Raw genomic sequence first — 15,312 nt, 5'->3', positions numbered from 1 at the left:
CATTACAAGCCAAAACTCAGGCCCAGGTTATAGCCGCGCGTCACCGGGTAATTGCCCACATCGATCCCGAACGCCGAGTCAGACGAGCCGCCCACGGCCGGGTCCAGTCCTGAATATTTGGTAACCGTGAAAAGATTGGTAGCCGATAAGGAGATACGCAAACGGCTCATTCCGATCTTTTTCAGAGCCGTGGCTGGCAATGTATAGCCCAGGTTCAGATACTGCATTCTGGCATAAGATCCGTCTTCTACATAATAGGAATTGGCTTGGGTGTTGGTGCTGAAATTCCCGGCGCTTTCAAAGATTGGAACTGTCGCGTCGGTGCGGTCGGGCAGCCAGGAATCTTTCACGCGTGTGCTGAGCGCGCCGCCTGTAAATGAGGGATAAAAATCTGTGAACCAGCGTTGGTTGTTGAATATCTTGTTACCCAAAGAAGCGTAGATATTGGTGTTGATATCAAAGCCTTTATAAGACAATCCCAGCGAAATACTACCGGTAAATTTCGGAACCGGACTGCCCAGGTAAGCGCGGTCTGCGTCATTGATTTTTCCATCATTATTAATGTCCGCAAAACGGAAACGTCCCGGCGCGGCTCCCGCCTGCGTAGGTGCTGTTGCGACTTCTTCTTTGCTGGCAAAAAGCCCCGCCACCTGATAACCGAAGAACTCGGAAAGCGTATGACCCACTTCATTCCGCACAACGGGCGTTCCTAGTCGCGTTCCGCCGCCTGTGAAATAAGGCACTGCGGGCGCTATGGCCGTAATTTTGTTTTGCAAAAAGCTTCCGATCGCCGTCACTTCATAATTCAGATCGCCGATCAATGCGCCACGATTGGAAAGCAAAAGGTCAATTCCCTGGTTACGCATGCTGGCCACATTCACAAATGGCGCGCTCGCCCTTACGCCTACAACGCCCGGCAATGCAAGCTGGTAAAGCAGGTCACGCGTGTCCTTGCGCCAGAAGTCTACAACGATTTCGAGTTTGTTATTGAAAAGTGCGCCGTCGATTCCAATGTTGGAAGTGACGCTGGTTTCCCATTTGGCGTCCTGGTTGCCGATCTGGCTGGTGTAATAACCTGGCGAAATGGTGTTGTTGGTAGCACCCAGATCATATCCATTTGCCGCGTTGGAGGCAAAAAGATTGAACTGGTTGGTCGAGCTCAGGTAATTGGAATTTCCCATTAAGCCGTAACCGCCTCTTATTTTCAAGTCCGAAATCCAGTTGTTGTTCTTCATGAAATCTTCGGAAGATACACGCCATGCGGCCGAGAATGCAGGGAAAACGCCGAAACGATTGTTGGGGGAGAATTGGGAAGAACCATCCCTGCGGACAACTGCGGTTACAATGTAGCGGTCGTTGTAAATGTATTTCGCCTGTCCAAAAAGAGAATAAAAATTATTTCCTTTTGAATTTCCACTATTAACCTGGCGGGTTGTGCCGGGCGTAGTTGTGCTGAGCGTTACATAATCCGGATCTGTTGAAAACGGGTTTAGCCCCGATCCGTTGATGTTCCTGCCAGCGCCCGTATTCAGCGATTCAATGCCCGCGAGTGCATTGATCTCGTGCTTGCCAAATGTCTGTTTGAATGTCGCCGTGTTTGTAAATGTCCAGGCCAATGCGAAACCAGATCCCTCATTAAAGCTGAAATTAGCAATGTTCTCAGCGTTTTCGTAGGTAGAACGCGACGAGCTTGTGCTGTAATTGTTAAAATAAGTGCCGCCAATGCTGCTGCGCAATGTCAATGATGGGATGACATCATATTCCAGATAGGCGTTACCAAAACCATAAACAGTGCGGCTCAGATTATTTGCTGCGGCTTCCCTGCTGGCCAATGGGTTTCTGGGATTACCCAAACCAGGAGCTGCCGTTCCACCATATCCGCCGAATGCATCGTAAACCGGCACGATCGGCGCCATTCTGAATGCGGATAGGATGTCATTTTCGTCGGAAGCAATGCTGGAATTGTTGTTGGTGCTGTTGCCCAGCGAACTGCCCGAATTGCCTTGCAAACCTTTCGCGCCCACATAAGCCAATTGAATGTTCTCGCCAAACCGCAGCTTTTTGCTCAGGTCAAACTCCGTGTTCGTACGCAAAGTGTAGCGGGAAAATTTATTATTGATCACAATCCCATTCTGCTCCTGCATACCCAGACTCACATAGTAACGACTGAAATCCGAGCCTCCTGAAAATCCAAGCGTGTGGCGTGTCATAGGCGCAGTTCGGGTGATGGCTTTGTACCAGTCTGTGCCTTGCTTGTTGGCTTCCATGACCAGGTAATAAGGTCCGTTTGCAGGATTCGTATTGTATTTCGCGCGTTCTGTTTCCAGGTTTACAGCAGATGCAGGCTGTCCAACCTTACCGCCAACCAGCAGATAATCAGGCAAAACCGGAGTGCTTCCCGAGCCATACTGACCATTGGCAATGCCTGTAAAACTGTTAGGCCCGATTGTCCCGCCGCTTTGAAAAATATCATTTTTCCTGGCCTGCCATGTCCAATCCGCTTGTTCCTGAGGATTTAAAATGTCCTGGCCTTTGCCGGGATTGGTAACACCATACAGTCCGTCATAACTAACCGAAAGCTTTTGAGCTTTCTTCTGCCCTTTTTTGGTCGTAAGCACAATGACACCCCCCGCAGCCCGAGCTCCGTAAATAGACGCGGAAGCTGCATCTTTCAACACAGTCGTTGATTCAATGTCGTTGGGATTAATAAACTGAATGCTTTGCGTAGGAACTCCATCCACCACATACAGCGGCTGATTCCCGCCAAAAGAGCCAAATCCACGAATCCTGATCTGGCTGGATGTGCCTGGCTGACCATTTGAAATAACCGTAAGACCCGACACGCGCCCCTGTAACTGCTGCTCCACATTGGACGAAGGAACAATCTGCAATTGCTGCGGTTTTACCGTCGAAACTGCGCCGGTAACCTGGCTGCGATTTTCCGTTGAATAACCCGTAACAACAACTTCGGTCAACGTCGCAATGTCATCTTCCAGCAAAATGGTGATGTTTGAGCTGTTACCGACATTTACTTCCTGCGATTTGTAGCCAATTGAAGAAGCCACAACTACCGGATTAGCACCTTCAATGTTAATGCTGAAATCTCCATTGGCATCGGTCGTTGTGCCTGTTTGTGAACCTTTTAACAAGATATTCACACCTGGAACAGGCCCGGCTGCGCTGTTTACCTTGCCCGTCAGAACACGTGCGTTTTGCGCGGACACATTCAATGCAAAAAGCATCAATGCGCCCAGAAGCACATTCATTTTCAGTGCTTTGTAAAAAATTTCTTTCATGAAGAAAAAGGCTTTGGAATGCGCGAAACGTGATTGCGCAGTTTCGCATCGTGCGCAAAACCTTCATTCAGGCGGCAGTTTATCTAGAATAGCTGCAATGCCGAAATCGGTTTCAAAGCCTAAGTGCAGGAAACAGATCCGATTATCCCTTTAGAAAGAAAATATTTTATTTAATGATGAAGCATCTGCCATGATTTTCCTGGCAGATGCTCGAAATGATTGATAAGAGTCCCATGGTTGCTTTCTCCCAACTCATCGCCACCCCAGCCCGGGCGCTACGTGCTCTAAGATTGAAGATAGTACGTGCACATTATAATCAACTCCTAATGTGTTAGGAATGGTTAATAGGATTGTGTCCGCTTCCTGAAGCGCTTCGTCCTGTGCCAATTCTTTGATAAGCTGATCCGGTTCTGCTGCGTAGCTTCTGCCGAAAATGGCGCGTTTGTCTTGCTCTATCATGCCGATTTTATCGCGACGGCTGGTTTCCTGACCGAAATACATGTGGTCCTGATCACTCACCAATGCGAATATAGACCGACTGACCGATACCCTTGGCGCACGCGCGTGTCCGGCTTTTTTCCAGGCCTCCTTGTACAACCTGATCTGCTCTGCTTGCTGCACGTGGAAAGGCTTGCCGCCTTCGTCGTATTTCAATGTGGAACTTTGCAGGTACATGCCGTTTTCTGCTGCCCAAACAGCAGTTGCATTGGAAGCGGCACCCCACCAGATACGCTCACGCAAACCTTCGGAGTATGGTTCCAGACGCAGTAACCCCGGCGGGTTCGGAAACATCGGGTATGGGTTCGGCTGTGCAAATCCTACACCATTGAGCCTTTCCAGGAATTCGAGTGCTTTGCGGCGTCCCATTTCTGCGTCGGTTTCGCCGGCCGCAGGTTCGTAGCCAAAATAGCGCCAGCCGTCGATCACTTGCTCCGGCGATCCTCTGCTGATGCCCAATTGCAGTCGTCCTTCGGAAATCAGGTCCGCAGCGCCAGCATCTTCAACCATATAAAGCGGGTTTTCATAACGCATGTCAATGACGCCCGTCCCGATTTCGATTTTGCTTGTTTTGGCACCAACGGCTGAAAGCAATGGAAAAGGCGATGCCAGTTGGGATGCAAAATGATGTACCCGGAAATACGCACCGTCCAGACCGATTTCCTCTGCGGCAACGGCCAGGTCAATGGACTGAAGCAGTGTATCGCTCGCTGTGCGCGCATTATATGCGGGATGGTTAGACCAATGCCCGAACGATAAAAATCCTATCTTTTTCATAAGTTTCTTTCTGAGTCATTTAAATATAGACAGATTATCCGGCTCTAAAAGTTCCTGGCGGGCCTTAGACGAACTCGTTATCTTTGAATGAACAACAAGTACATTTGCTACGTTTTCAAAACAAAAGTTAAATAAAATGGAAATTGGAATTGATAGTTTCGCATCCGCCATGTACGGCAGCGACGCGCTTGAAGGCGTGGATGCAATGGAACAGTTGCTGGATAGGATCTCACTCGCAGATCAGTCCGGATTGGACGTCTTTGGCATTGGTGAACATCATAAGAAAGAATTTCTGGATTCCGCTCCTGCCGTAATCCTCGCCGCCGCGGCTGCCCGAACCAAAAATATCCGTCTGACGAGCGCTGTGACTGTTTTGAGCACCTCTGACCCGGTGCGGGTTTATCAGAGTTTTGCAACATTGGACCTCATTTCAAAAGGAAGGGCCGAGCTCGTCGTTGGCCGAGGCTCTGCGATTGACGCCTATCCGCTTTTTGGGTTTAATCTCAACGATTATGACGCCCTATTCAAAGAGAAACTGGACCTTTTGCTGAAAATCCGTGAAAACGAGTTCGTAACATGGTCGGGCAAATTCAGGCCGGCGCTTAATAATCAGCCTGTTTATCCAAGATCACTTCAAGAAAAACTGCCTGTCTGGCTGGGCGTGGGTGGCACACCTGAATCTTTCGCCAGGGCCGGACAACTGGGATTGCCGCTGATGGTGGCGATCATTGGTGGCGAAACGGAGCGTTTCCGTCCGTTGATTGACCTTTACCGTGAAGAAGGGCACCGGGCAGGTTTTACGCCGGACCAATTAAAAGTCGGGTTGCATTCCCCAGGCTATGTTGCCGCCACGGACGAACTGGCCATTGATGAATATTACCCGGGCTATGCAGAACTCTGGACCAAACTGGGCCGGGAACGCGGCTGGCCGCCCGTTACCAGAAGACAATTCGACGCATTGATCGCGCCAAGGGGCGTTTTGGTCGTTGGCGGACCCGACAGAGTGGCTGAAAAATTACAAAATCACAGCAAGGCACTAGGCGGTGTCGACCGGTTCACATTTCAGATGGATAATGCCGGGCTTACTCATCAGCAGCTCATGCGCTCCATTGAACTGATCGGCACGAAGGTTATGCCGCTTCTTAAAAATGCAGTTAGCTAACCGTGACTGTCCCAATTCTGATTAAGTAAATAAAACCCATTCCGGAAACTATGCCAGAATCCGCCATAGTGACCCGTTCTTGGTTTGCAGTTCACTTAAATTTCCAGACTCCACCAATCCCTGCAACACCTGCTCGCTTTGCTCCCGCGGGGTTTGCGACAGCTCGGAAAATTCGCGGGCGGTAAGGGTGTTGTATTTGTTGAATAATTTTTTCCAGTCCGTATCAATGTGTTTTTTGGATGCGGCTGGAAAAGTTTTCAGTAATGCATCCTCATATGCCGAATAGGGTTTAGTACCATAAACCTTTTCCTGATTGCCTTCAAGATCAACAAAAAACATGGTCGGAAATCCTCTGACGCCCAGCTTCGAAGCGAATTGCAGGTCTTGATTAAACAGCTCCCTGGCGTCACCATTGAAATCGTTTTCAAGTTTTTGAACATCCAAACCAACCTTTTCTGCCGCCACTTTCAGATTTTCCCATTTTACAATGTTTATCTTTTCCAAGAAAACCATTTCCCGCATCTCGCGCAGAAACTGGATAGCTTTATCAGAATCTTGCAGTTGCGCTGCTTTAAAGGCAATGGAAGGGGGATAAGATGAATCGAGCGGATCTTCCAGCCATACATCTCCGTCAATGGGCATGTCATAATGCCTGCTTACTTCGTCCCAATGATGCGCTACGTCAGACGGTTTGCTGATCCCGCCGCTGTTATAGCTCCAATCTGGCAACAGACCACCCATGCGGTAATCTATCTCAAAATTTTCACCGTATTCTAATTTCAGTTTGCGGAGCTGAGGTTCAATGCCCCAGCACGACGAGCAGATCGGGTCGGTGAAATAAATGATCTTTATTGGGTGGTGAGCGGCAGCATCTGTGTGTGCAGCCGTTGCCAAAGACGACTCAGGCACTTCGCAAACGCCTGATTGAATGTCGCATAAAAGCGGATTGCTGTTTTCTGTTTCCATTTCGGCCGTGAATATAGTTTGCGAAACAGGAAAGTCAATAACAAATCCTGTCACAAGCTGTTTAACCGGCCAACCTGTATCCCGCCGGAATTGATTGCCGTAATGAGCAGTCGTTTCCGGTCGGCGCCTTTTATAAAAATGCTTTTCCGGGCATCGCCCCTGATCACCAGCCCGCTGCTGGCGCAATCTGTGGGAGTAAATTGCCCTTTTCCATTTCCTAATAACAGCAGCCCGGTGGATGCATCTTGTCTGCCCATATTCACTTCATTGGGATAAAAATTTCCCGTCAGGATCACATCTTCATGGCCATCGGCATTCACATCAGCTGTCACAATGCCAAAAACAGGTGATTTCTGCGCTTCAATAGGCAATGCGTGAACCTTGAAATTGCCTTGACCGGTGTTTTCAATATACGCGCTTTGGAGATAAGTCACTTCTGCCGCATAGGCATCTTTCATCTCAGCATTGGAAAGCAAATTGTCGAAAGTAACCTGCGCATAATCTGCATAATGCGGGAATTTTCGGCGAAACTGGATCACTTGCTGGTTCAATGCATCGCGGGGAACACTGGGATAGCGCTTACCCTGGATAAAATAGCCCATCAACGGATCAAAAGTGCCGTCGCCGTTGAAATCCTTTGCCACAATTTTAATCGGCTCTTTTTCTGAAGCGCGGTAGAATGTATTCAAACCCTCATTTCCGGCAATAAAATCAATGTCCCCGTCGTGGTCGAAATCCCCGGCGGCAAGGCTGTTCCACCAGCCCGTAAACTGGCTCAATCCGTTTGCCGCTTTTTGGGATTGCAGTGATTTTCCTTTTTTGTTTTCAAAAATCCGAATGGGCATCCACTCACCGCCAAGCACGAGATCGTCAAATCCATCCTGATTCGTATCCGCCCACAATGCGCCGCAAACCATGCCGACGTTTTGGAGTTCAGGACAAAATTGAGCGGTTATATCTGTAAAATGCGGCTGACCATTTTTTGAATCATTCCGCAGCAGATAACTGCTCGCAGGCAGCGGATATTTTCCCGGAATGCTGCGACCGCCGATGAAAATGTCCAGGTCGCCGTCTTTGTCAAAATCATTGGTTACCATGCAGGAACTGCTTAATGCAATCGCCGGAAAGGCCGATTGCGCTGCTGGCGTGAAGTTGCCTTTACCATCATTCAGGTGCAATTGTACATTGTAAAAAGCCTTTTCTGTCACAGGCAGCTCATTTCCCCCGTTTGAAACCAGCAGATCGAGGTCACCATCTTTGTCCGCGTCCAGAAAAACAGCGGCAGCATTTTCATGCAAAGAATCCTGAGAAACAATGCGCTTTTCAAACCTGCCGGAGGCCGTTTGCAGGAACATTGCGGGCTTAGCGCCCCGATAACTCCCCCCTGCAAAAATATCTTCCAGACCATCTCCATTCACATCGCCCGACGCAATTGCAAAGCCGTTTTTAGACAGCATTTTGTGCATAGTAGCAGTCTGTTTGAAATCAATAAAATTGCCTTCCTTGTGCTGAAAGTCAATGTTCAGTTGTTTTGAAATGTCGGTAAAATAAGGTTGCGGCTTCGGTTTGGTTAATGGGGGCTTTTCTGATTGCAATGCATCTTTTTGGTTTAAAATCAACCGCTTATTGGCAGCAATGCTGGAAAGTTTCTGTGACTTGCCGCCCGGCCACACCACTTCCAGACTATCAATGAATGCATGATTCCCGATCCCAAAATGCAACACCGGGTCCACCGAAGACTGAAATCCCCTGACAACGCTCAATTCAGCATATTGCTTTGTTTTGCCCGTCCAGATCGTAACCTTGCTTCCGATCCCGGACAAGTTGCCCTTCGCTCCCTTCAATGCAATGGTCAGGAAGTTTGATGTTCCTTTTTCACGGCTGTTGTTTTGATATATAAATGCTTCTGAATCAATGTTGTTGACAATCAAATCCAGATCGCCATCTCCGTCCAGATCGGCATAGGCCGCGCCATTGGAATAGGAAAGCTCGTCCACGCCCCAATCTTTGGAAGCGTTGGAAAATGTGAGGTTACCGGCATTTTTATAAGCATAATTGGCGATCTGCACCTCGGGCACTTTTTTGATCAGTTCCAATGCATTTTGCTGCTTGAAATTATTGGTGCCAAAATTTGAAAAATCTTCCTTAAACTGGATAAAATCACGGTCCGTCACATCGCGGCGGTAGCCATTGGTGATGAAAATATCTTTCTGCCCGTCGTTATCAAAATCCGCGATCAGCGGCGCCCAGCTCCAATCGGTTTTGGCAATACCGGACATTAAACCAATCTCGCTGAACATCGGTACGCCACTTGGGTCGTCCGCCGCGGCAGCTCCCTGATGCAGTTGCAACATATTGCGCATGTATTGCAATTGGTAACCATACTGGTCCGATATGCTCATTTCCTTCCGGTCGTAGTCCTGCCCGGCCAGCATTTTCTTTTGCCGGAAGTTGTCTTCCGGAAGCATATCCAGCTGGAAAATATCGGGGTAAGTGTCATTATTGATGTCGGCCACATCCAACCCCATTCCAAACAAGCTGGTATGCGCGGTCGCTTCCCGGATCACATTGTTGAAACCAGGCATGCCGGCGTTTTTAGTACCATTATTCAAATACAATATGTCACTGCTGATGAAATCGTTGGAACAATAAATGTCAGGATAACCATCTTTATTCAAATCACTTACGGCCAAACCAAGGCCAAGCCCCTCATATCTGACACCGGCTTCTTTTGAAACATTGGTAAAAACAGGAATGCCATTTTCCACGGTTCCTTCATTGCGAAACAGCTTGCCGGTGCTGGGATAGGAGCCGTCGTGATAAATTTTGCGGAGGTAATTAGGATTTTGAAGATCAGGCGCAGAGTTCATCATAAAGGCATCCAGGTCGCCATCCAGGTCCGCATCAAAAAAGGCGGTCTGAACCGTGAACGAAGCGTCATTCAAACCATAAGCTTTGGCCATTTCCTTAAAAACAGGCACCTTATTTTTTCCAAGGCCCTGGTTCACAAAAAGCAGGTTTTCCGTGTTTTCGGCAGGAATTTTAATGTGTTTTGCCACAGAAACATAAATATCAAGCAAGCCATCCTGGTTAATGTCGACCATCGAGATCCCGGTGCACCAACGATCCGTTTTCACACCGGCAGCCTCAGTAATATCCTCAAATGCCCATTTTTTAGCAAGCGTATCAATCTTACTCAAATACAACCGGCAACTCACCTGATTTCCCCCAAAGAAAATATCCGGCCTGCCATCACCATTAACATCTCCCACCCCGACGCCGCCACCATTATAAAAATTGGTGAATGTAAACGGGTTGATCGAGTCGTTGGGGGTTAATGTGTTGGAAAAGGATATTCCGGTTTCTGAGGACTTGTGGGATGTGAAAAGGGTGTCCTGCTGCTTTTTGCAGGAGAGACTTAGTATGAGTATGAGGTAGCTAAATAGGAGACGTTTTTGCATAAGAGAAATGGCTGCTTAACCTGTCAGCTCGGGCTTACCTTGTCACCCTGAGCGCCTACTGTCACCCTGAGCGTAGTCGAAGGGAGGACCAGGATGCTTTGGCATCGTGGTCCTCCCTTCGACTACGCTCAGGGTGACAGCGGCTGGGTACGCTATGCTGGGCCGCTCAGGGTGACAGGGGACGCTCAGGTGACAAGGTAAGGTAAGCCTGACAAGTAATAAATACTATATACTTAGTACCCCGGATTCTGATCTCCTGGCTCGATCTTGGCGTTGTTGTCTACTTCCTGTTGTGGGATTGGCAGCAGCTCGTGTTTGTTGGCCTGGAAGTATGTTAGCGGTTCGGATTTTAGCTTTTTGTTTTTTCTCCATCTTACGATGTCCCGGTTCCTGATTTGTTCGCCGCTTTGTTCCACACGTTTTTCATGGACGATGGCTGCAAATACCTGATCTTTATTTGAAACAGGAAATCTGGATGTTGGGTAGGCTGGCATGCTTACGCTTTTGCGGGCGCGGATCATGTTCAGGTATTTTACGGCTTCGGCTGTATTTCCCAGTTCGTTTTCGACTTCCGCAAGTGAAAGGATTGTTTCTGCAAAACGCATGATCCGCTGGTTGATCGCTCCGGTCAGGAATGATTCGTTCATTTTGTACATCAGCGAATATTTCTGCCAGCTCACTTTTTGTGTCACACCATCCACCACCGACGCATTACCATTCTGCTGCCCGTCTGTAAGGGTGTTCGCGCCTTTGTTATATTTTTCTCCAGTAAAATAGAAAGAGTCATCATAACGCGGGTCGGTTTTGGCATCGCCTTTTTGGGTTTTTTCAAATTCCGACAACAGACTGTTCGACGGGATCACATTACGCCATCCAATGGCCGAATATTCCTGGGTACGCACCGTTTCAGTTCCTGCCGTAGCGCCGTTTCCGTCACCATCCCAGTTGTATACACCGCCGGAAGGGAAGAAGTTAACCTCGAAAATGGATTCTTTGTTAAATTCAGTTTCTTCCAGAAAGTTGTCGTTGTAGTTGTCAACCAGCGCATAAACGCCTGAGCTGTAAACTTTAAGCAGCTCAATTTTCGCATTGGCATAATCACCCTTTTGCATATGTGTTCTCGCCAGAAGCATTTGGGCGGCACCTTTGGTCACCCGGCCCTGATTTCCCGCATCGTATGTCAGTGGAAGATCCGCCTGGATCGCCTGCAATTCGGAGATTACGAAAGCGTACACTTCTTCTGCCGGAGAGCGTGGCAGACTGCCGTCGACAGTCAAAACATAATTTTTATAAAGCGGTACATCGCCCCAGAGACTAACCAGCTCATAATAAGCATAAGCCCTCAAAAAACGCGCTTCTCCAAGCAGCCTTTTCTTGTCTGCATCCGCAAGATCCGTTACTTTTTCAGAATTGTCCATAACTGCATTGGCGCGGTGGATCATTCGGTAATAAGCAAGCCAAACCGTTCCTAAAACAGAGTTAACCGCATCGTGTGTCCCGAGCAGCAGCTGGTTGCGCGGTGTTTCGAGCTGGCCTCCTCCTGCCGCCACATCGTCGCTGCGCAGGTCATGCAGGAAGAACCATTCCCTGGCCACCAGGTTATTGGATTTGAGCATGGAATACACGCTGGTAACGCCGCTGTTCAGCTCAGCCCCGTTTTTATAGTAACCTTCCACGGTCACGCCATTCGGGTTTGTTTTTTCCAAAGTGTCGTCATTACAAGCGAAGACAATTCCAAACAGAAAGGCGTATATGATGATTAGTTTCTTTTTCATTTCAGTTTCCTTTTTTAAAAGTTTTAATGTCAAAACCCTACGCTCAATCCCACTTGAAGGGTTCTTGGCTGAGGATACATACCGTAATCGATCCCGTTGATCAGCTGCGTTGCTGTGTCCGTAGAAGAACCATTCACGCCGATTTCAGGATCCAGTCCGCTATACTTGGTGAAAGTCAGCAGGTTGGTTGCCGAAACATAGAAACGCGCCTTTGTTATTGTTTCTTTCGTCAGCGCAGACAGTATTTTTACAGGAATTGTATAACCAATGCTCAGGTTTTTGATCCGCATATAAGAGCCGTTTTCTACAAAACGATCACTTGTACGGCTGTTGTTGTTCGGGTCACCACTGATTGCTCTCGGCACATCGGTATTAGTGTTGGTTGGCGTCCATGCATTCAGCACGTCCGTGCCTGCATTGAATAACCGCAGCATTCCCTGCTCGATCACTTTCGTTCCATTGTAAATCTTGTTGCCCTGAACACCTTGCAGATATAATGTAAAGTCGAAATTTTTATAATTCCCACCCAGATTCGCACCATAGCTGAATTTTGGAATAAAACTGCCCAGATATGTTCTGTCGGAAGGTGTGATGCGCCCATCGCCATCCAGGTCCTTGAACCGGATATCACCCGGAGCTGCGGCGTCCTGATACTTGGTTTTGTCATCACCATCCAGCGAATTGGCTGCATTGATATCACCCTGATTTTGGAAAATACCATCCACCTGATATCCAAAGAATGACTGGATCGGTTGTCCTGCTTCGGTTTTGGTGATGTCGCCTCCTCCAAAGTCGGCATTGGCTCCGGCAAATAAAGTTGCACTTTCAGTGGCAAGGCTCAGCACTTTGTTTCTGGTTACATCCAGATTGGCAGAAGCATTCCATTTAAAATCACCGTCGTTCTTGCTGTAACCCAACTGGAATTCATAACCCCAGTTTTTCATGCTTCCAATGTTGGACAATGGAGACGTGGAATAACCCACTGAATTCGGGATAGGAACCTGCAACAAAAGCCCGTCTGTATTACGCCGGTAAGTCTCTGCGGTAAATGTGACGCTGTTGTTAAACAAAGCCAGGTCAATTCCCAGGTTGGTCATGGTTGTACTTTCCCATTTCAGCTGGGTGTTAGCCAGTGAGCTGAAATACGAACCCAACACTTTATTTCCGCCAAAAACATAATTGCTGTTATCTGCCGACACAAGCGCCTGCCATGCATAGCTTCCGATGCCGTTAAAGCCGGTTTGTCCATAGCTCGCGCGGATTTTCAGTTCAGAGATCTCCGGAACGGATTTCAGGAATTCTTCTTCGCTGACGCGCCAGCCCAGTGAAAGGGACGGGAATGTTCCCCATTTGTTGCCGGGTGCAAAGCGGGAAGAACCGTCGCGGCGGATAGAGCCGCTTAATAGATATTTCCCTGCATATTCGTAGTTCAGACGACCTACATATGAGATCAGTGAGCTTTCGTCCAATGTGCTTGTCGCGTTCGGATTGGAAGCGCCTTGCAGCTCATCAATGTCATTATTAGGGCGGTATCCCGATCCGTTCAGCGTGCTGGCGCGGAAGGTTTGCTTGTCAATGATCGTCGTGATGTTTACCAAATGTTTGCCAAAATTCTTTTCAAATGTCAGCTGGTTTGTCAGCACGGGAGAGAAGAAGTTGGTGCGGTTATCCTGGATCTCGTATTGTGTACGCGATTTGAAACCATCATTATATATCGGAAATTGGTTAACAGTGTTGGCCGAAACGACATCGGCACCAAAACTGAAACGGTATTTCAGAAAGCTTGCCAGTTTAACCTCCGCAAATAAAGACCCTAGCAATTTCAAACGCTGATTGCGCGAAACATCCATCAGCGCAATGCGGACCGGATTGTCCGGGTCACTTCCATCGGCAGCGGTTGGCGAACTGTAACCACCTGGTTTGGTAGGGTCGGTAACCGGCCAGTAAGGCAGGTTACGGATCATTTGCATCACAGCCGTACGTCCTCCTCCAAATCCCTGCTCACCGCGCGATTTGTCAAATGAGACGGTTAAAGTCTGTCCGATTGTCAAGAATTTGGTAACCTGATGATCCGAGTTGAGACGCACATTGGCACGTTTGTAATTTGTACCAATCAAAATCCCTTCCTGGTCAAAATAGCCAGCAGACGTGAAGAAGCGGGAAACAGCATTGCCCCCCGAAACAGAGATCTGGTGCTGCTGGATCGGTGCGTTGCGGAACATGACGTCCTGCCAGTTGGTATTTGTTTGTGCAAAAGTCTGTGTCGCGCCCGCATAAATTGGCTGGTTCAGATCGGCCAGTCTGCCGGGCATCGCTATTCCTGCATTTCCAAGCAATGCAGTCGCATATTGCTTATACTGGTCGGTATTGAGCACATCCAGCTTTCTCCACGCCGATTGTGTGCCGTAATAAGTGTCCAGGTTCACGTGCAGTTTGCCGTCTTTCGATCCTTTTTTGGTACTGATAATAATAACACCATTGGAAGCACGCGAACCGTAAATAGCGGCTGAACTCGCATCCTTCAAAACTTCCAAAGATTCAATGTCCTTCGGATCGAGATTGTTCAGATCACCGGCTGGGATTCCGTCGATCACATACAGTGGCCCGGACGCATAATTTATGGAACCGATACCCCTTATACGTACGACCGGAGTCTGGCCCGGACTACCGTTATTGACCACCCGAACGCCCGGCACCCTGCCCTGCAAAGCCTGCTCTGCGCTGACAACCGGCAATGCGGTGAGCTCTTTGGGCGAAACCGAAGATACGGCCCCGGTAAGGGAAGATTTTTTCTGCGAACCGTATCCGATCACCACCATTTCTTCAAGGGCCTGGTTCTCGGCCGCTAAACGGATATCGATCCTGGTCTTGTTGCCCACTTCCACTTCCTGTTTACCATAACCTATAAAGCTGAAAACCAACACGCTGCTTTCCGAAGGCACGCTGAGTGAGAACTCGCCTTTGGTGTCTGTGGTGGTTCCCACACTACTGCCTTTTAACGTGACATTCACCCCCGGCAAAGCCTCGCCGTTGTCGGCCGTAACTTTTCCTGCAACCTGCTTATCCGCAAAACCTTTGGCATAACTGACCTGTAAAGACAGCATCAGTAAAATCACGGCCCCGCTCAACCATGTACCCCTGAGGCGGGTAAAAATTTGTAAACGATTTTTCATAGATCCGACTTAAATGTTAAGATGACACTTGTTGAACAGCACAAAAATATTCCCTGACAGGAATCAAAAAAAAAGCAAAAAGGCGCATTTCGGAACGGAGATTAAGTCCAATTTTTAATCGGATCAATCCTATATACAAATATATACTCTTTTAGATATTTGTCAAGGCTACACTTAATAAAAATGTAACTTTTTTTTGATAAT

7 protein-coding genes are annotated in these 15,312 nt (G+C 48.3%); 1 reads left to right on the top strand and 6 read right to left on the bottom strand.

Annotated features, from left to right (window positions below; translation table 11 throughout):
- Positions 1-2: 2 nt before the first annotated feature.
- Both L0659_RS05935 and L0659_RS05930 read right to left on the bottom strand, forming a co-directional pair.
- Complete coding sequence (locus L0659_RS05935; RefSeq protein ID WP_235124801.1) at positions 3-3,296, bottom strand: TonB-dependent receptor; 3,294 nt, start codon at positions 3,294-3,296, stop codon at positions 3-5.
- A 252-nt stretch (positions 3,297-3,548) separates the two neighbouring features.
- Positions 3,549-4,571 (bottom strand): LLM class flavin-dependent oxidoreductase, encoded by a 1,023-nt coding sequence (locus L0659_RS05930; RefSeq protein WP_235124800.1) that lies wholly within the window; start codon positions 4,569-4,571, stop codon positions 3,549-3,551.
- A gap of 136 nt (positions 4,572-4,707) precedes the next feature.
- On the opposite strand from L0659_RS05930, the gene L0659_RS05925 reads away from it, so the two are divergent.
- Complete coding sequence (locus L0659_RS05925) at positions 4,708-5,733, top strand: LLM class flavin-dependent oxidoreductase (protein ID WP_235124798.1); 1,026 nt, start codon at positions 4,708-4,710, stop codon at positions 5,731-5,733.
- A gap of 48 nt (positions 5,734-5,781) precedes the next feature.
- Here L0659_RS05925 and L0659_RS05920 read toward each other — a convergent pair whose 3' ends face one another.
- From L0659_RS05920 to L0659_RS05905, 4 genes are all read right to left on the bottom strand, one after another.
- Complete coding sequence (locus L0659_RS05920; protein WP_235124796.1) at positions 5,782-6,699, bottom strand: ClpXP adapter SpxH family protein; 918 nt, start codon at positions 6,697-6,699, stop codon at positions 5,782-5,784.
- Between the two features lie 50 nt (positions 6,700-6,749).
- Entirely contained in the window at positions 6,750-10,160 is a 3,411-nt protein-coding gene (locus L0659_RS05915) for a VCBS repeat-containing protein (RefSeq protein ID WP_235124794.1), read from the bottom strand.
- A gap of 233 nt (positions 10,161-10,393) precedes the next feature.
- On the bottom strand, positions 10,394-11,935 hold the full coding sequence (locus tag L0659_RS05910) for a RagB/SusD family nutrient uptake outer membrane protein (RefSeq protein WP_235124792.1): 1,542 nt from the start codon (positions 11,933-11,935) through the stop codon (positions 10,394-10,396).
- Positions 11,936-11,964: 29 nt separating this feature from the next.
- The gene (locus tag L0659_RS05905) at positions 11,965-15,108 is read right to left on the bottom strand and encodes a TonB-dependent receptor (RefSeq protein ID WP_235124790.1); all 3,144 of its coding nucleotides are present in this window, start codon (positions 15,106-15,108) and stop codon (positions 11,965-11,967) included.
- Positions 15,109-15,312 lie beyond the last annotated feature (204 nt).

The sequence above is a fragment of the Dyadobacter sp. CY347 genome, assembly GCF_021502655.1.
Classification (GTDB): domain Bacteria; phylum Bacteroidota; class Bacteroidia; order Cytophagales; family Spirosomataceae; genus Dyadobacter.
This window is presented reverse-complemented; position numbering and strand designations above follow the sequence as displayed.

Excerpts from the sequence above, each read along its gene's own strand:
- L0659_RS05920 (WP_235124796.1), bottom strand. The coding sequence starts at position 6,699 with ATGGAAACAGAAAACAGCAATCCGCTTTTATGCGACATTCAATCAGGC.
- L0659_RS05925 (WP_235124798.1), top strand. The coding sequence starts at position 4,708 with ATGGAAATTGGAATTGATAGTTTCGCATCCGCCATGTACGGCAGCGAC.
- L0659_RS05930 (WP_235124800.1), bottom strand. The coding sequence starts at position 4,571 with ATGAAAAAGATAGGATTTTTATCGTTCGGGCATTGGTCTAACCATCCC.
- L0659_RS05915 (WP_235124794.1), bottom strand. The coding sequence starts at position 10,160 with ATGCAAAAACGTCTCCTATTTAGCTACCTCATACTCATACTAAGTCTC.
- L0659_RS05935 (WP_235124801.1), bottom strand. The coding sequence starts at position 3,296 with ATGAAAGAAATTTTTTACAAAGCACTGAAAATGAATGTGCTTCTGGGC.
- L0659_RS05910 (WP_235124792.1), bottom strand. The coding sequence starts at position 11,935 with ATGAAAAAGAAACTAATCATCATATACGCCTTTCTGTTTGGAATTGTC.
- L0659_RS05905 (WP_235124790.1), bottom strand. The coding sequence starts at position 15,108 with ATGAAAAATCGTTTACAAATTTTTACCCGCCTCAGGGGTACATGGTTG.